18 protein-coding genes are annotated in these 16,153 nt (G+C 68.4%); 11 read left to right on the top strand and 7 right to left on the bottom strand.

The window, feature by feature from the left end:
- The 6 genes from thrS to JOZ00_RS24200 all read left to right on the top strand — a co-directional run.
- On the top strand, positions 1 to 1,749 hold a 1,749-nt coding region (gene thrS, locus JOZ00_RS24225; RefSeq protein WP_293349217.1), incomplete at its 5' end, for a threonine--tRNA ligase.
- A 3-nt stretch (positions 1,750 to 1,752) separates the two neighbouring features.
- Positions 1,753 to 2,334, top strand: a complete 582-nt coding sequence (locus JOZ00_RS24220; RefSeq protein WP_293349215.1) for an HIT domain-containing protein — start codon at positions 1,753 to 1,755, stop codon at positions 2,332 to 2,334.
- A gap of 59 nt (positions 2,335 to 2,393) precedes the next feature.
- Positions 2,394 to 3,041 carry a phosphatidylinositol phosphate synthase gene (pgsA, locus tag JOZ00_RS24215; RefSeq protein ID WP_293349212.1) on the top strand — a complete coding sequence of 216 codons (648 nt, stop codon included), beginning with the start codon at positions 2,394 to 2,396 and terminating at the stop codon, positions 3,039 to 3,041.
- Between the two features lie 44 nt (positions 3,042 to 3,085).
- Positions 3,086 to 4,000 carry a phosphatidylinositol mannoside acyltransferase gene (locus JOZ00_RS24210; RefSeq protein ID WP_293349223.1) on the top strand — a complete coding sequence of 305 codons (915 nt, stop codon included), beginning with the start codon at positions 3,086 to 3,088 and terminating at the stop codon, positions 3,998 to 4,000.
- The gene (locus tag JOZ00_RS24205; protein ID WP_293349210.1) at positions 4,000 to 5,124 is read left to right on the top strand and encodes a glycosyltransferase family 4 protein; all 1,125 of its coding nucleotides are present in this window, start codon (positions 4,000 to 4,002) and stop codon (positions 5,122 to 5,124) included. Before JOZ00_RS24210 ends, JOZ00_RS24205 begins: the two co-directional genes overlap by 1 nt.
- On the top strand, positions 5,124 to 6,149 hold the full coding sequence (locus tag JOZ00_RS24200) for an NUDIX domain-containing protein (protein WP_293349208.1): 1,026 nt from the start codon (positions 5,124 to 5,126) through the stop codon (positions 6,147 to 6,149). Before JOZ00_RS24205 ends, JOZ00_RS24200 begins: the two co-directional genes overlap by 1 nt.
- A gap of 5 nt (positions 6,150 to 6,154) precedes the next feature.
- On the opposite strand, the gene JOZ00_RS24195 is transcribed toward JOZ00_RS24200, so the two are convergent.
- Entirely contained in the window at positions 6,155 to 7,378 is a 1,224-nt protein-coding gene (locus tag JOZ00_RS24195) for a PE-PPE domain-containing protein (protein ID WP_293349206.1), read from the bottom strand.
- 13 nt (positions 7,379 to 7,391) lie between these two features.
- Positions 7,392 to 8,513, bottom strand: coding sequence for a PPE family protein (locus tag JOZ00_RS24190; RefSeq protein ID WP_293349204.1), 1,122 nt, complete (start codon positions 8,511 to 8,513; stop codon positions 7,392 to 7,394).
- A gap of 203 nt (positions 8,514 to 8,716) precedes the next feature.
- Here JOZ00_RS24190 and pdxS point away from each other — a divergent pair, with 203 nt between their 5' ends.
- The 4 genes from pdxS (at position 8,717) to JOZ00_RS24170 (ending at position 11,921) form a co-directional block, all read left to right on the top strand.
- Positions 8,717 to 9,592, top strand: coding sequence for a pyridoxal 5'-phosphate synthase lyase subunit PdxS (gene pdxS, locus JOZ00_RS24185; protein ID WP_293349221.1), 876 nt, complete (start codon positions 8,717 to 8,719; stop codon positions 9,590 to 9,592).
- Between the two features lie 7 nt (positions 9,593 to 9,599).
- Entirely contained in the window at positions 9,600 to 10,445 is an 846-nt protein-coding gene (tesB, locus tag JOZ00_RS24180) for an acyl-CoA thioesterase II (protein ID WP_293349202.1), read from the top strand.
- Complete coding sequence (gene pdxT / locus JOZ00_RS24175; protein ID WP_293349200.1) at positions 10,442 to 11,038, top strand: pyridoxal 5'-phosphate synthase glutaminase subunit PdxT; 597 nt, start codon at positions 10,442 to 10,444, stop codon at positions 11,036 to 11,038. The genes tesB and pdxT overlap by 4 nt, the downstream gene beginning before the upstream one ends.
- Before the next feature lie 127 nt (positions 11,039 to 11,165).
- Complete coding sequence (locus tag JOZ00_RS24170; protein WP_293349197.1) at positions 11,166 to 11,921, top strand: YebC/PmpR family DNA-binding transcriptional regulator; 756 nt, start codon at positions 11,166 to 11,168, stop codon at positions 11,919 to 11,921.
- A 6-nt stretch (positions 11,922 to 11,927) separates the two neighbouring features.
- Here the strand turns inward: JOZ00_RS24170 and JOZ00_RS24165 are convergent, their stop codons facing one another.
- The 5 genes from JOZ00_RS24165 to JOZ00_RS24145 are packed head-to-tail and all read right to left on the bottom strand — an operon-like array spanning position 11,928 to position 15,544.
- Complete coding sequence (locus tag JOZ00_RS24165; protein WP_293349194.1) at positions 11,928 to 13,499, bottom strand: polyamine aminopropyltransferase; 1,572 nt, start codon at positions 13,497 to 13,499, stop codon at positions 11,928 to 11,930.
- Entirely contained in the window at positions 13,496 to 13,951 is a 456-nt protein-coding gene (locus JOZ00_RS24160; protein WP_293349219.1) for a DUF350 domain-containing protein, read from the bottom strand. The genes JOZ00_RS24165 and JOZ00_RS24160 overlap by 4 nt, the downstream gene beginning before the upstream one ends.
- A 20-nt stretch (positions 13,952 to 13,971) precedes the next feature.
- Positions 13,972 to 14,403 carry a DUF4247 domain-containing protein gene (locus JOZ00_RS24155; protein ID WP_293349192.1) on the bottom strand — a complete coding sequence of 144 codons (432 nt, stop codon included), beginning with the start codon at positions 14,401 to 14,403 and terminating at the stop codon, positions 13,972 to 13,974.
- A complete protein-coding gene (locus JOZ00_RS24150) occupies positions 14,400 to 14,912 on the bottom strand; it encodes a DUF2617 family protein (protein WP_293349190.1) in 513 nt (170 codons plus the stop codon). Before JOZ00_RS24150 ends, JOZ00_RS24155 begins: the two co-directional genes overlap by 4 nt.
- 20 nt (positions 14,913 to 14,932) lie before the next feature.
- Positions 14,933 to 15,544: a DUF4178 domain-containing protein gene (locus tag JOZ00_RS24145; protein ID WP_293349188.1), complete on the bottom strand. Its 612-nt coding sequence runs from the start codon at positions 15,542 to 15,544 to the stop codon at positions 14,933 to 14,935.
- Positions 15,545 to 15,701: 157 nt separating this feature from the next.
- Here JOZ00_RS24145 and ruvC point away from each other — a divergent pair.
- The coding region (ruvC, locus tag JOZ00_RS24140) for a crossover junction endodeoxyribonuclease RuvC (RefSeq protein WP_293349186.1) at positions 15,702 to 16,153 on the top strand (452 nt) is incomplete at its 3' end.

The raw sequence follows: 16,153 nt of genomic DNA, 5'->3' as shown, positions 1-16,153 counted from the left end.
ATCACCGACGGCTTCTATTACGACTTCGACGTGGCGGAGCCGTTCACTCCCGAGGATCTGGACAAGCTGGAAAAGCGGATGCGCCAGATCGTCAAAGAGGGGCAGCTGTTCGACCGGCGCGTCTACGGATCCAAAGAGCAGGCTCGTAATGAGTTGGCGGACGAGCCCTACAAGCTCGAGCTCGTCGACGACAAGTCCGGCGACCCCGACGTGATGGAGGTCGGCGGCGACGAGCTCACCGCCTACGACAACCTCAATCCCCGTAGCCGCGAACGGGTTTGGGGCGACCTGTGCCGCGGGCCGCACATCCCGACCACCAAGCACATCCCGGCGTTCAAGCTGACCCGAAGCTCGGCCGCCTATTGGCGGGGCGACCAGCAGAACGCCAGCCTGCAACGGATCTACGGCACGGCCTGGGAGTCGCAGGAGGCACTCGACCGCCATCTCGAGCTGATCGCCGAAGCGCAGCGCCGCGATCACCGCAGGCTCGGCGTCGAGCTGGACCTGTTCAGCTTTCCCGACGAAATCGGTTCCGGCCTAGCGGTTTTCCACCCCAAGGGTGGAATCATCCGCACCGAGCTGGAGGACTACTCGCGGCGCAAGCACGCCGAGGCCGGCTACGAATTCGTCAACACCCCGCACATCACCAAGGAACAGCTGTACATCACCTCGGGCCACCTCGAGTGGTATGCCGAGGGCATGTACCCGCCGATGCATCTCGACGCGGAGTTCAACCCGGACGGGTCGGTGCGCAAGCCCGGCCAGGACTACTACCTCAAGCCGATGAACTGCCCGATGCACCACCTGATCTATCGGGCCCGGGGACGGTCGTACCGCGAACTTCCCTTGCGGCTCTTCGAATTCGGCAGCGTGTACCGGTACGAGAAGTCCGGCGTGATCCACGGCCTGACCCGGGTGCGCGGCATGACCCAGGACGACGCGCACATCTACTGCACGCGAGAGCAGATGCGTGACGAGCTGGCCTCGCTGCTGCGCTTCGTGCTCGACCTGCTCGCCGACTACGGGCTCAACGACTTCTATCTGGAGCTGTCGACCAAAGACGCGGAGAAGTCCGTCGGCTCCGACGAGGTGTGGGACCAGGCCACCGAAGTCCTGCGGGAGGTTGCGGAGGGTTCCGGGCTGCACCTGGTGCCCGACCCCGGCGGGGCGGCCTTCTATGGCCCGAAGATTTCGGTGCAGGTCAAGGACGCGTTGGGCCGCAGCTGGCAGATGTCCACCATCCAGCTGGACTTCAACATGCCCGACCGGTTCGAGTTGGAATACACCGCCGCCGACGGCTCACGGCAACGGCCGGTGCTGATCCACCGGGCGCTGTTCGGCTCGATCGAACGGTTTTTCGGCATCCTCACCGAGCACTATGCGGGCGCCTTCCCGGCGTGGCTGGCGCCGGTTCAGGCGGTCGGCATCCCCGTCGCGGACGACCACATCCCTTATCTGGAACATGTTGCCGCGCAGTTGAAGTCGCGCGGAGTCCGGGTGGACGTGGATACCAGTGACGACCGGATGGCTAAGAAGATCGTGAACCACACCAACCAGAAGGTGCCGTTCATGCTGCTGGCGGGCGACCGCGACGTCGAGGCCGGGGCGGTGAGCTTCCGCTTCGGTGACCGCACGCAGATCAACGGCGTACCCCGCGACAGCGCTGTCGATGCCATCGTGAAATGGATCGCCGATCGCGAGAACGCCATTCCCACGGCCGAACTCGTGAAAGTGGCAAGCGGTGAGTGACTTGTGACGAACGAAGAGCGCGCCGGCGACGCTGACGACACCATCCTCGACACCGGCGTCGGCGAGCAAGACCACCTGCAGCGGCTGTGGACGCCGTACCGGATGACCTACCTGGCCGAGTCGCCGATGAAACGGGACCCCAATTCGCTGGCCAAGCCCGAGGAGCCGTTCACCGACATCCCGCGGATGTCCGACGAAGAGGGCCTCGTGGTAGCCCGGGGCGAGCTCGTCTACGCCGTCCTCAACCTCTACCCGTACAACCCCGGGCACCTGATGGTGGTGCCCTACCGGCGGGTGTCCGAACTCGAGGACCTCACCGGCGAAGAGAGCGCGGAGCTGATGGCCTTCATGCAGAAGGCGATTCGCGTGATCAAGAACGTCTCGCGGCCGCACGGCTTCAACGTCGGCCTGAACCTGGGCACCTCGGCGGGCGGGTCGCTGGCCGAACACCTGCACGTGCACGTCGTGCCGCGGTGGGGCGGCGACGCGAACTTCATCACCATCATCGGCGGGTCGAAGGTGATCCCGCAGTTGCTGCGCGAGACGCGCCGGTTGTTGGCCACCGAGTGGGCGAACCAGCCGTGAGCGCCAATGAGTCGCGGCGACGACGATGCAGAGCGTAGCGATGAGGAGGAGTGCCGCCAATGAGTAAGGCGCCCTTCTTATCTCGTGCCGCGTTCGCCCGCCTCACCGCCCCGACCGCCAGGGCGGTGCTGCGGCTGGGGCTGACGCCTGACGTCGTCACCGTGCTGGGCACCGTCGTGGCGGTGGCGGGCGCGTTGACGCTCTTTCCGATGGGCAAGCTGTTCGCTGGCACGCTGGTGGTCTCGTTCTTCGTGCTGTTCGACATGCTCGACGGCGCCATGGCCCGGGAGCAGGGTGGTGGCACCCGCTTCGGCGCGGTGCTGGACGCCACCTGCGACCGGGTCAGCGACGGCGCCGTGTTCTGCGGCCTGCTGTGGTGGGCCGCTTTCGGGCTGCACGACAAGCTGCTGGTGGTGGCGACCCTCATCTGTCTGGTCACCTCGCAGGTGATTTCGTACATCAAGGCCCGCGCCGAGGCCAGCGGGTTGCGGGGCGACGGCGGCATCATCGAGCGCCCGGAACGGCTGATCATCGTGCTGCTGGGCGCCGGCATCTCGGATTTTCCGGTCATTGCCTGGCCGCCGGCGTTGCCCGTGGCGATGTGGCTGCTGGCCGTGGCCAGCGTGATCACCTGTGGGCAGCGGCTGCATGCGGTCCGCACGTCGCCGGGCGCGACGGAGAAGTTGGTAGGGACGGAGGAGCCGTGATCGCCACCCCGCCGGGCCTGAAGCTGATCGACGCGTCGCGTCGAATGGTGCGGCGCAACGCGAGCGACTGGACATATGCCGCCGGCTGGATGGCCGTGCGGACGATGCCGGAGTTCGCCGCCCGCAACGTGTTTGACGCGGGCGCGCGCTACGCGGCCCGCAACGGCGGACCCGAACAGCTGCGCAAAAACCTGGCGCGCGTCGTCGGCGTGCCGCCGAACGAGGTGCCCGACGAGCTGATGCGCGCGTCGCTGGCGTCCTATGCCCGCTATTGGCGGGAGGCCTTCCGGCTGCCGACGATGGACCTCCCGAAGCTGGCCCGCCAGCTGGCCGACGGGATCCTGGGGGAAGACCACGTGCAGGCCGCGCTGGCCTCCGGGCGCGGGGCGGTGCTGGCGTTGCCGCACAGCGGCAACTGGGACATGGCCGGGGTCTGGCTGGCGCATACGCACGGTACCTTCACCACCGTCGCGGAACGCCTCGAACCCGAATCGCTCTACCGGCGTTTCATCGCCTTCCGCGAAGGGCTCGGCTTCGAAGTGCTTCCGCACGCCGGTGGTGAGGGCACCCCGTTCCGGCCGCCGTTCGAGGTGCTCTGCGAGCGGCTGCGCGACAACAAGTTGGTATGCCTGATGGCCGAGCGCGACCTCACGCGCACCGGCGTGGAGGTCGAGTTCTTCGGCGAGGCCACCCGAATGCCGGCCGGGCCGGCGAAGCTCGCGATCGCGACCGGCGCAGCCCTGCTGCCGGCGCACTGCTGGTTCGAGGGCCAAGACTGGCGCGTCTCAATAGGGCCCGCCCTGGATTGCACCAGCGGCGACGTCCACGCCGTCACGCAGGCGCTGGCGGATCATTTCGCCAAGAACATCGCCGCTCACCCCGAGGACTGGCACATGTTGCAGCCGCAGTGGCTGGCCGACCTGTCCCAAGCCAAACAGGCCAGACTCAAGGAATCCTGATGCGGATCGGGATGGTCTGTCCGTACTCGTTCGACGTGCCGGGCGGGGTGCAGTCGCACGTCCTGCAACTGGCCGAGGTGATGCGCGACCGCGGGAACGACGTGAGCGTGCTCGCGCCGGTCTCGCCGCACGCGGCGCTGCCGGACTACGTCGTCTCCGCGGGCAAGGCCGTCCCGATTCCCTACAACGGGTCGGTGGCCCGGTTGCGGTTCGGTCCGGCCACCCATCGCAAGGTCAAAAAGTGGCTTGTGGAAGGCAATTTCGACGTGCTGCACCTGCACGAGCCCAACGCGCCGAGCCTGTCGATGCTCGCCCTGAACATCGCCGAGGGACCGATCGTCGCGACCTTTCACACGTCAACCACCAAGTCGCTCACGCTGACGGTCTTCCAGGGCATTCTGCGGCCGATGCACGAGAAGATCGTCGGCCGCATCGCGGTGTCCGACCTGGCCCGGCGCTGGCAGATGGAGGCGCTGGGGACCGACGCGGTCGAGATCCCGAACGGCGTCGACGTCGACTCCTTCGCGTCGGCGCCACGGCTGGACGGCTACCCGCGGCCCGGTAAGACCGTGCTGTTCCTGGGCCGCTACGACGAGCCGCGCAAGGGCATGTCGGTGCTGCTCGAGGCGCTGCCGCGGGTGGTCGAGCGCTTTGCCGACGTGCAACTGCTCGTCGTCGGGCGCGGCGATGAAGACCAATTGCGTGCTCAGGCAGGCGAATTGGTGCAGCACATCCGCTTCCTGGGTCAGGTCGACGACGCGGGCAAGGCGTCGGCGATGCGCAGCGCCGACGTCTACTGTGCGCCCAACACCGGCGGCGAGAGTTTCGGCATCGTCCTGGTCGAGGCGATGGCCGCAGGCACTCCCGTCGTCGCCAGCGACCTGGACGCCTTCCGGCGGGTGCTGGGCGAGGGTGAGGTCGGGCGCCTGGTCCCTGTCGGTGACGGCGCCGCGCTGGCCGACGCGCTGGTCGCGCTGCTGGACGACGACGTACTGCGCGAGCGCTACGTGGCGGCGGCCACGCTGGCGGTCAAGCGCTACGACTGGTCGGTGGTGGCCAGCCAGATCATGCGGGTTTACGAGACGGTTGCCTCGACGGGCGCCAAGGTTCAGGTGGCCAGCTGATGATCTGGCTGGCCGTTCTCATCGCCGTGCTGGTCGCGGTGCTGGGGGTGCTCGGCGCCTGGGCGTATCGGACGGCCAACCGGCTGGACCGGCTGCACGTGCGCTACGACCTGTCCTGGCAGGCACTCGACGGCGCCCTAGCGCGGCGCGCGGTGGTCGCGCGGGCCGTCGCGATCGACGCCTATGGCGGGGCGTCCGAAGGCAGGCGGCTGGCGGCGCTGGCCGACGCCGCCGAGACCGCGCCGCGGACCACGCGTGAATCGTGCGAGAACGAGCTGTCGGCCGCCCTGGCGGTCGTCGATCCGGCGGCGCTGCCTGCGGGGCTGATCGCCGAGATGGCCGACGCCGAGGCGCGGGTGTTGCTGGCCCGCCGCTTCCACAACGATGCGGTTCGCGACACCCTGGCGCTCGCCGAGCGGCCCCTGGTACGCCTGTTTCGCCTGGGCGGCACCGCGGCGCTGCCCAGCTACTTCGAGATCGTCGAGCGCCCGCACGCGCTGGCGCACGGCGATCATGGCGTGCTCAACCACCGCACGTCGGCACGCGTGGTGCTGCTCGACGACGCGGGCGCGGTGCTGTTGCTGTGCGGGTCGGATCCGGCCCTGCGCGGCCGCAACGTGCCGAAGTGGTGGTTCACCGTCGGCGGCGAGGTGCGTAAGGGGGAGCGGCTGGCCGAGGCCGCGGCCCGGGAACTGGCGGAGGAGACCGGGCTGCGGGTCGCGGCCGCCGACATGGTCGGGCCGGTCTGGCGCCGCGACGAGGTGTTCGAGTTCAACGGCTCCCTGATCGACAGCGAGGAGTTCTACTTCGTCTACCGGACCCGTCGGTTCGAGCCGGCAAGCGCGGGCCGAACCGAGCTGGAACGCAGCTACCTCCACGGCCACCGCTGGTGTGATGCCGCTGACATGGCCGAACTCGTGGCCGCCGGCGAGACGGTCTACCCCATGCAGCTGTCGGAACTGCTCGCCGACGCGGCCGCTTTGGCAGCCGGTCGGGCGCCCGGCCCGCTGGTGTCCATCCGCTGAAGCGGCTACACCGCACTCGCCAAAGCCGGTAAGCCGACGGGCGGCCATCCCGCGACCAGCGGGTCCGCCACCGCGTGCCCGATGCCCTGGCCCACACCGGCAACGGTCAGTGGGGCGAGCTCCGGCGTCAAAAATGTGTTGCCATAACCTAAGTCGACGATCGGCTGCAGGAACGGCTGTAGCACGTCGGCCAGCGGGTTGCCCAGGATCGGGATCCAACGCAGCGGATCCAGCAGGGGCAACTGCGTGGTGGGAAGGAAGTAGTAGGTCGTGTTGCCGATCTGCTCCTGGATCGCGGTGGCGAGCTGGGCCGCGGTGAGGAACGGATACGTGTGGTGCAGATCGAAAAAGCCGAAGAGCGCGTTCAGGTCCGACGGAAGCCAGAACAGGTTCTGCGGGAAGTTGGCGATGGCGTCGTATTGCAGCGTGTAGATGGCGGTCGCGTAGGGGGTGTCCAGGGGAGTCGGGACGTGAAATGCGCCGAAGCCCGGGATGAAGTGCGTCAGGATGCCGCCGTTCACGGGGTTGTTCGGATCGGCGAGCAACACGAAGTTCAGCAGGTTCGGGCTCGGCCGTATCCCGGCCGGCAGGGCGTCGAGATAGCGCATTTCGAGGGTGGCGATCGTGGCGCTCTGCGAATAACCCACCACGACAACGTGATTGCCTGCTGTGGTTTGGGTCATGACCGCGTTGTTCAGAATCATGACGCCCTGCTGCACCGACTTGCCGAAGGTCTCGCTGGTGAGGCCGGTGACGGGCCAGAACTGTTCGGGCGTCTGCAGGCTGACCAGGGTGTAGCCGGGGTAATGCTGGGCGAGGTAGGCCTGCTCGACCGCCGTCAGGTAGGCGGTGTTGGGCGTCGGATTGCCGGTGCCGCCCATGATCAGCGCGATGTTCGTCGGTGAGTTTGGTGCACCCGTCGACGTCGCCGCTTGCATGGCGGCCGCGTTGGACGCCTCGGCTTCCTCGTAGGAGTTCTTCGCGGCCATCAGGGTTTGCACGAACTGGTTCTGAAACGCCTCAGCCCGGGCGCTCAGCGCCTGGTACTGCTGAGCGTGCGCGTCGAGCAGGGCCGCTGCCCGCACCGACACCGAATCCGTCGCCGGCGCAAGCACACCCGTCATCGGGGCCGCCGCCGCCGCGTTCGCCGCCTCCAGCGCCGATCCGCTCGCCTGTAACTCATCGGCTGCGGCGGCCATCATGACCGGGTCCGTGATCAGCAACGACATCGCGTGCTCCGCTCTACTTGCCCGACTCCGTGCGCGGTGCCGCGGCGGCACGCGGCGCGGTGACCGCTGGACCGACAGCGCTCAGCAGGCGTCCGGGTGTCCCCGCCGACGGCAGGAACGGCATTCGGGGCGCGCCGGGCGCGGCGGCACTCGCGGCGGCGCTCGGCGCTTCGGCAACCGCGGCGGCCGGGGCGGTCGGGGCGGCCGCCGGCAAGGAATCGGGCCAGCGCGCCGGCACCGACAACGCCCCAATGGAGCCTGCCCGGCCCACGCTCGCCAGGACCGCCGGTCCGTTGACCGGGGCCAGGGGGACGCCCGCGGCCGGGCTGCCGGCGGATATCAGGGCCGGCGCGACCGCGGACATCCCGCCGCCGCTCAGCAGGGGGTTGGCGCCCGTCATGAGTGGGCTCATGACGATGTTCATGGGTTCCATCGCGAATTCGGCGGGAGTCGCGAGCATCTCCAGCCGCGACATCGTGGTCGACAACGACTGGCCCAGCGACTGCAACAGCTGCTGGCTGTTCGGGGCCACCGCGGGCATGGACGGCCCGGCCAACGAGGTGGGCGGCGCCGAGAACGGTGTCCACTGGGCCTCGGCCGCCGTGGTGGCGGCGTCGTAGCCCGTCATTGCCGTCACGTCCTGGGCCCACATCTCGGCGTAATGGGCCTCCGTGGCCGCGATGGCCGCGGTGTTCTGGCCCAGGATATTGGTCGCGATCAGGGTCATCAGCTGGGCACGGTTGGCCGCGATGATCGGCGGGGGCACTGTCGCGGCGAACGCCGCATCGAACGCTGCGGCCGACAACCGGGCCTGGACGGCCACCTGTTCTGCCTGCGCGGACGTCGCGCTCAGCCACTGCACAATCGGGGCGGCCGCCGTCGCCATCGACACCGACGCCGGCCCCAGCCATACGGCGCCGGTCAGTCCGGACACTGTCGACTGGAAGGAGCTGGCCGTGGCACCCAACTGGACGGCCACCGAATCCCAGGCCGCAGCCGCCGCCCACATAGTCCCCGATCGCGGGCCCGCGTACATGCGCGCCGAGTTGACCTCCGGCGGCAACAGAACGAAATCCGGCAACATCCGGGACCTCTTCTCAGCCGACCGCCCCAGTCGCTTGACCAGGGCAGCCACCCGACAACCCGCACCTGCATGATCGGACACGCAAACAACTGAAGCAATATTTAACACAAGTTCGGCAATTGCTCCATAGGTCCGGACGGGCCGGGATGCCGTGTCGTCGTTCACCACTAGACTGGACGCGCATCGTTTGAAGGAGATCAGCATTGAATACCGCCGCTACAACGGACGGCACGGGATCGAACGGCAGCGGGCGTATCGGAACGGCCCGCGTCAAACGAGGCATGGCCGAGATGCTCAAGGGCGGCGTCATCATGGACGTCGTCACGCCCGAGCAGGCCCGGATCGCCGAGGGCGCCGGGGCCGTCGCCGTGATGGCGCTGGAACGGGTGCCCGCCGACATCCGCGCCCAGGGCGGCGTGTCCCGGATGAGCGACCCCGACATGATCGAGGGCATCATCTCCGCGGTCACCATCCCGGTGATGGCCAAGGCCCGCATCGGGCATTTCGTCGAGGCGCAGATCCTGCAGAGCCTCGGCGTGGACTACGTCGACGAGTCCGAGGTGCTTACCCCCGCGGACTACACCCACCACATCGACAAGTGGAAGTTCACTGTGCCGTTCGTGTGCGGGGCGACCAACCTCGGTGAGGCGCTGCGCCGCATCAGCGAGGGCGCGGCCATGATCCGGTCGAAGGGCGAGGCCGGCACCGGCGACGTCTCCAACGCCACCACCCACATGCGGGCGATCGGCGGCGAGATCCGTCGGCTCAGCTCGTTGTCCGAAGACGAATTGTTCGTGGCCGCAAAGGAATTGCAGGCGCCCTACGACCTCGTGGTCGAGGTGGCTCGGGCGGGCAAGCTGCCGGTCACCATGTTCACCGCCGGCGGCATCGCGACTCCCGCCGACGCGGCGATGATGATGCAGCTCGGCGCCGAGGGCGTGTTCGTCGGGTCGGGCATCTTCAAGTCCGGCGACCCCGCGCAGCGCGCCGCCGCCATCGTCAAGGCCACCACCTTCTACGACGACCCCGACGTGCTGGCCAAGGTGTCCCGCGGCCTGGGCGAGGCGATGGTGGGCATCAACGTCGAGGGACTCGCGCAGCCGGAGCGACTGGCCCAGCGCGGCTGGTAAGAAATCCGTGTCGATCGAGAAGATCCTCGACCTTGAACAGCTCGAGGTCGACATCTACCGCGGGAGCGTGTTCAGCCCCGAATCGGGCTTCCTGCAACGCACCTTCGGCGGCCATGTAGCAGGGCAGTCGCTGGTGTCGGCGGTCCGCACCGTCGAGCCGAAGTTCCTCGTCCACTCGCTGCACGGTTACTTCCTGCGGCCCGGGGACCCCATGGCGCCCACGATCTTTCTGGTGGAACGCCTGCGCGACGGCGGCTCGTTCTGCACTAGGCGGGTCAACGCCATCCAGCACGGCAAGAGCATCTTCTCGATGTCGGCGTCGTTCCAGACCGACCAGGAGGGCATCAACCACCAGGACGCCGTGCCGAGCGCGCCACCACCCGACGGCCTTCCGGAGCTGCAGACGTTCAAAGTGTTCGAAGAGGCCGGCTTCCGGCAGTTCGAGGAGTGGGACGTCCGGATCGTGCCGCAGGAGAAGTTGGAGCACCTGCCCGGCAAGGCCTCGCAGCAGCAGGTGTGGTTTCGGCACCGCGACCCGCTGCCCGACGACCCGGTGCTGCACATCTGCGCGCTGGCCTACATGAGCGACCTCACGCTGCTGGGCTCGGCGCAGGTCACCCACCTCGAGGAGCGTCAGCACCTGCAGATCGCGTCGCTGGACCACGCGATGTGGTTCATGCGGATGTTCCGGGCCGACGAGTGGCTGCTGTACGACCAGTCCTCGCCGTCGGCGTGCGGCGGCCGGGCCCTGTGCCAGGGCAAGATCTTCAACTCCTCCGGCGAGATGGTCGCGGCGGTCATGCAGGAGGGCCTGACCCGCTTCCCGCGCGATTACCAGCCGCCCGCCCCGTGACCGCACCGAAGATCGGGGTGCTGGCGCTGCAGGGCGATACCCGCGAACACCTGGCTGCGCTGCGCGAGGCCGGCGCCGAGTCGATGCCGGTGCGCCGCCGCGGCGAGATCGAGGCGGTGGACGGGCTGGTCATTCCCGGTGGGGAATCCACCACGATGAGCCACCTGCTGCTGGACACCGGCCTGCTCGAGCCGCTGCGGGGACTGCTGGCCGACGGGCTTCCCGCCTACGGCGCGTGCGCCGGCATGATCCTGCTGGCCAGCGAGATTCTCGACGCCGGCGCCAACGGTCGCAAGGCGCTGCCGCTGCGGGGCATCGATATGACTGTGCGGCGCAACGCCTTTGGACGCCAGGTCGATTCCTTTGAGGGGGACATCGATTTCACCGGCCTCGTCGGCCCGGTGCGGGCGGTGTTCATCCGCGCGCCGTGGGCGGAGCGGACCGGCGACGACGTCCAGGTGCTGGCTCATGCGGCGGGCCACGTCGTCGCGGTGCGGCAAGGCCGACGGCTGGCGACGGCGTTTCACCCCGAGATGACGGGCGATCGCCGCGTCCACCAGTTGTTCGTGGACATGGTGTTGGGCCGACACTGACCTGGCTGTGACTCCTGGGGTGTCTGAGACGGCCGGGTAGTCGCTGGACATCTTGCGCGTGGCGTCCACGTAGACTCGTTTGGCGACTTATCAAGCACCAGAAACCAAAAAGAGGTAAGAGACACCGATGAGCGGCCATTCCAAGTGGGCCACCACCAAGCACCAAAAGGCCGTCAAAGACGCGCGCCGTGGCAAGGAGTTCGCCCGGCTGATCAAGAACATCGAGGTCGCCGCCCGTACCGGCGGCGGTGACCCGGCGGGCAACCCCACGCTCTACGACGCCATCCAGAAGGCGAAGAAGACGTCGGTCCCCAACGACAACATCGAGCGGGCCCGCAAGCGCGGCGCCGGCGAGGAAGCCGGTGGGGCCGAGTACCAGACCATCATGTACGAGGGCTACGGGCCCAACGGCGTGGCGGTGCTGATCGAATGCCTCACAGACAACCGCAACCGCGCCGCCGGCGAGGTCCGGGTTGCGGTGACCCGCAACGGCGGCAACATGGCCGATCCCGGCTCGGTGTCCTACCTGTTCACCCGCAAGGGCGTCGCCATGCTGGAGAAGAACGGCCTGACCGAGGACGACGTGCTGACCGCGGTGCTGGAGGCCGGCGCCGAGGACGTCAACGACCTCGGCGAAAGCTTCGAGATCATCTCCGAACCGACCGACCTGGTCGCGGTGCGCACCGCGCTGCAGGACGCCGGTATCGACTACGAATCCGCCGAGGCCAGCTTCCAACCGTCGGTCAGCGTGCCGGTCGACGTCGACGGCGCCCGCAAGGTGTTCAAGCTCGTCGACGCGCTGGAGGACAGCGACGACGTGCAGAACGTCTGGACCAACGTCGACCTGTCGGATGAGGTGCTGGCCGCTCTTGACGAGGACTAGCCAGAGCTAGTCGTAGCCGTGGCGCATGTCCTGGACGATGCGCGGGTTGTCCAGCGTCGAGGGTTCCAGCGAACGAGGTCGCGTGTCGTCGGAGAACACCGTGGCGGCCTGCAGCACCTGTGAATTGAGGAAGCGCAGCGGCGGCGCGTTGGCCGGCATCGCCGGCGTCGGCGCCGAGTCGCCGCGCCGCCCCAGCGCGAAACCCCAGTCACCGAACGTGGGCACGTGCACGTGGTACGGCGTCACCGCGTAGCCGGCGGACTGCATCGTCGACACCGTGCGCCAGAAGGCCGTCGGGGTGGAGAACGGGCTGCCGGCCTGCACGACGACGAGTCCCTGCGGGGCCAGCGCGCCCGCGACCAGCCCGTAAAACTCGGCGGAATACAGCCGGCCCAGCACAGGCGTGTCGGGGTCGGGCAGGTCGACGATGATCGCGTCGAACTTGCTCACGGCGGGCCCGCGCAACCACTTCATGGCGTCCTCGGTCAGCACCCTCACCCGCGGGTTGTCCAGCGAACCACCATTGGCCTCGCGCAGAGTCGTGCGCGCGATCTCGATCACCGCGGGGTCGAGTTCGACCTGCACGATCTTCGAAATGCCGGGCTGGCGAAGCAGTTCGCGAGCCGCTAGGCCGTCGCCGCCGCCCAGAACCAGCACCGAGTGAGCGCCGTTGCCCAGGGCGGGGTAGACGAGGCTTTCGGTGTAGCGGTATTCGTCGCGGGTGGAGAATTGCAGACCGCCGTCGAGGTACAGCCGCGTGTCGGCGCCGCGGCGGGTCACCACGATCTCCTGATACGCCGTGTGCCGGTAGGCGATGATCGGGTCGGCGTAAAGCCGTTGCCTGCTGGTGGTTTCGATGTCGGCCGAGCGCGCCAGCAGCGTGCCGAGCAGCGCGAGCGCCGCGGCAAGAGCGCACAGCGCGGTAACCAGTTGCCGGACCGAAACGACGTGGCGCAGCAGGAAGACCGCCACGACGGCCGCCGCCGCCAGGTTGATGATCCCGGTCGCGGCCGCCCCGCGGATCATGCCCAGCTGCGGCAGCAGCAGGAACGGCCAGACCAGCCCGCCCAGCAACGCGCCAAGGTAGTCGGCGGCGTTGAGGTTCGCCAGCGTGCGGCCGGTGTCCGACGCTTCAATTTTTCCGGGGCCTATCCGCCCCTGATACAGCAGCGTCATCAGCAGCGGCACCTCGGCACCGACCAGGCCCCCGATCAGCGCGGTGCTCAGCGCCAGCACCCACGTCGACCCGTCGACGAAGGCGAACACCACATAGAGCGCCGCCGCCGACAGGCCGCCGACGATCGCCAGCAGCGCCTCGACGGCGATGAAGGTGATGGCCGCGTGGGCCAGCAGCGGCTTGACCAGCAGCGCGCCCGCGCCCAGCGCGGCGATATAGCCCGAGACGATCAGCGAGGTGGCGACGATCCCGCCACCGTTCAGGCTCGCCGACAGCGTCAGCAGCGCGAGCTCGTAGATGATGCCGCACGCGGCGCACGCCGCGACGGCGGCCAGCAGCAGCGCGCGCCAGCGCACCGAGAACTCGGCGCGCTGGGGTAGCGGCAGTTCGACCGACGTCATGACACCGCTGCGGCGGTGACCCCTCCCACGGCCAGCAGCATCAGCGCCACTGCGAACGACGCCGGGTGCAGCTCCGGCTCGTCGATGTGCTCGTGGAAGTCACCCGGTATCACCAGGTGCAGCGTCAGCAGCGCCACGCCCAGCAGGATGACGCCCATCAACCCGTAGATCGCGACGCCGACCAGCCCCTGGCCCAGCTGGCTGTAGCTGTTGACGATGGCGGAGATGATGACGGTGGCCAGCGCGATGTACATCGCGCAGGTGATGACGACGGCGTTCGGCCGGCGATCGACGAACACCAGCTGGCGCAGTTTGCCCGGGGTCAACACGTCGACCATGAAGAACCCGACGATGAGCACCGCCATGCCGATCACGAAATAGAGGATGGTCGCGACAACGCCCTTCAACACCGGGTTGAGGTCGATGTTCCCGATCTCGACGGCGAGGTACATGGTTTTCTCCTTCGTTGTGCTCACTTGACTCCGCCGGGCCCGCCGGGGGTGCCGCCGGCGCCGCCCGACGGGGATCCGGGGGTGAATCCGGGACCGAGGAAGATGAAGGCGCCGTGGTTGTAGCCGGCGCTCAGCGACTCGACGCGGATGCTGCACGGGTACTTGCCGTCGGGGCCGACGATCACGATGTTGTTGCTGTAGCGCAGGTATTCGTTGTTGCCGTTGTCGGCGCGCGCCTGGGGTTCCTGATAATCGGCGAGCGTGTCGGCGACCTGCTCGGGCGTCCCGCTGCAGACGTAGCGCGTGCCGTTCACGTCGCGGGAGTACTCGTGATAGTGACTCGCGATGTAGGACCCAATGTCCTTGTTCAGCAACACGATTCCGACAACCAGACTCGCGACGGCCGCGACCGCCAGCACGCCGGAGATCACGAACAGGCGGTTGCGGCTCATGGACGCCACCGGCTCGCCGTGTGGACCACCAGGCCGCCGGGCCCCCAAGGGCGATGCGGGTATAGGTGCCACGTCTGCCAGCGCCAGCCGTCGCCGTCGGGTTCGGCGGCCAGCGCCGTCAGCGCGGCGTCGTCGCCGGGGAAGGCCCCGCCCAGCCAGCCCGGTTCCCGCGCGCACCGGTCGCGCAAGTCGCCCGCCAGGCGCCGAAAACCGACCTCGTCGTAGCTGTCGGTGTGGGACTGCAGGGAGTAGCCGGGCGCGTCGGTGCGTTGCGGCAGAGCGACTCCCAGGCTGCGGGCGGTGCAGGACACCTGCTCGGAGAAGCGGTTTGCGGCGTGCTCGACCGTGATGACGTGGGATGCGCCCAGCACGCCGAGTCGCAGCGCGCCGCCGCGGGGATGATCGAGCAGAGTGGTGGCCAGCGGCGGGGGCGCCGGCGCATTGAGCGCCAGCCCGAGATTGCGCCCGCAGACGTCCGTGGGGGTTACGGCGAGCTCATGAAGCGGCACCGACCTCGTCCTCCTGCGCCCTACGCGGGGGAGGGTGGGGGCGCGGGGTACACGGTCAGTTCGCCGGTCAGCACGGGTTTGCCGGTGGAGACCTCCCACGGCATGTTCGGGGCCCAGCGCTCGAACGAGAGCAGGACGGACTCGTCGGAGTTGGAACAGTCGAGGAAGTCCATCTCGCCGCCCGCGGGCAGGCCCGTGGTTCCTTCGGTGGTGTACGAGGCGTGACCGCGCTCGGTCTCGTGGAACGCCACACCGTCGACGACGTACGGGTCGCCGGGCCGCAGGGGGACGTCTTTTCGGGTGACCCACATCGCCAGCTCGAGGCGCCCGTCGTCCTCTTCGACGCTGAACCAGAGCGGCTGGTCGCCGCCTTCCAGCAAGTGCTCCCACCAGACGAACGGCCCCTCGCGGAACGTCACCGATCCGCGCACGACATAGTCGACGCCGCCGTAGCTGACGATGGCGCCGGGACCGAGTTGCCGGGGCCCGAACTGCGGCATCGCGTTGAATGCGAGGGGATCCTGACGGCCGCCCGGCTTGCCCTGTTGCTTGGGGCGCCGCAGCGCAATGACCAGGACCACGATCGACGCGACGAAAAGCACCGCCGCGAGCAGGACCAGCATTGTTCCCACTCCGAACCCTTCCGCCAGTGTGCCGGTAACCTAACAGCCTTTTGCCAGGTTTGCCCGCTAATTAGCGCGGTCCGGTAGTCACCGCGTGTCCTGACCGCCGACGTCGGTCCCGGCCGTTAGGCTCTCGAACAGCTGTTCTACTAGGCGGGAGCGGGTAATGCGGGTGATGGGCGTCGACCCCGGGCTGACCCGGTGTGGGCTGTCGGTCGTCGAAAGTGGCCGCGGCCGAGACGTGGTGGCGCTGGATGTCGACGTGGTGCGCACCCCCTCGGACGCGCCCCTGGCCCAACGACTCCTCGCGATCAGTGACGCGGTCGAGTATTGGCTGACCACGCACCAGCCGGACGTCGTGGCGATCGAGCGGGTGTTCTCCCAACTGAATGTGTCGACGGTGATGGGCACCGCCCAGGCGGGTGGCGTGATCGCGTTGGCGGCCGCCAAGCGCAGTATCGACGTGCACTTCCACACCCCCAGCGAGGTCAAGGCCGCGGTCACCGGAAACGGCGCCGCCGATAAGGCACAGGTCACCGCGATGGTCACCAGAATCCTTGGGCTGCAAGCCAAACCGACACCGGCCGACGCCGCCGACGCGCTGGCCCTGGCGATCTG

The organism is Mycobacterium sp. (genome assembly GCF_019243155.1).
Taxonomy (GTDB): Bacteria; Actinomycetota; Actinomycetes; order Mycobacteriales; family Mycobacteriaceae; genus Mycobacterium.
This window is presented reverse-complemented; position numbering and strand designations above follow the sequence as displayed.

Excerpts from the sequence above, each read along its gene's own strand:
- JOZ00_RS24205 (WP_293349210.1), top strand. The coding sequence starts at position 4,000 with ATGCGGATCGGGATGGTCTGTCCGTACTCGTTCGACGTGCCGGGCGGG.
- JOZ00_RS24210 (WP_293349223.1), top strand. The coding sequence starts at position 3,086 with ATGGTGCGGCGCAACGCGAGCGACTGGACATATGCCGCCGGCTGGATG.
- JOZ00_RS24195 (WP_293349206.1), bottom strand. The coding sequence starts at position 7,378 with ATGTCGTTGCTGATCACGGACCCGGTCATGATGGCCGCCGCAGCCGAT.
- JOZ00_RS24170 (WP_293349197.1), top strand. The coding sequence starts at position 11,166 with ATGAGCGGCCATTCCAAGTGGGCCACCACCAAGCACCAAAAGGCCGTC.
- JOZ00_RS24160 (WP_293349219.1), bottom strand. The coding sequence starts at position 13,951 with ATGTACCTCGCCGTCGAGATCGGGAACATCGACCTCAACCCGGTGTTG.
- JOZ00_RS24155 (WP_293349192.1), bottom strand. The coding sequence starts at position 14,403 with ATGAGCCGCAACCGCCTGTTCGTGATCTCCGGCGTGCTGGCGGTCGCG.
- pgsA (WP_293349212.1), top strand. The coding sequence starts at position 2,394 with ATGAGTAAGGCGCCCTTCTTATCTCGTGCCGCGTTCGCCCGCCTCACC.
- JOZ00_RS24165 (WP_293349194.1), bottom strand. The coding sequence starts at position 13,499 with ATGACGTCGGTCGAACTGCCGCTACCCCAGCGCGCCGAGTTCTCGGTG.
- JOZ00_RS24200 (WP_293349208.1), top strand. The coding sequence starts at position 5,124 with ATGATCTGGCTGGCCGTTCTCATCGCCGTGCTGGTCGCGGTGCTGGGG.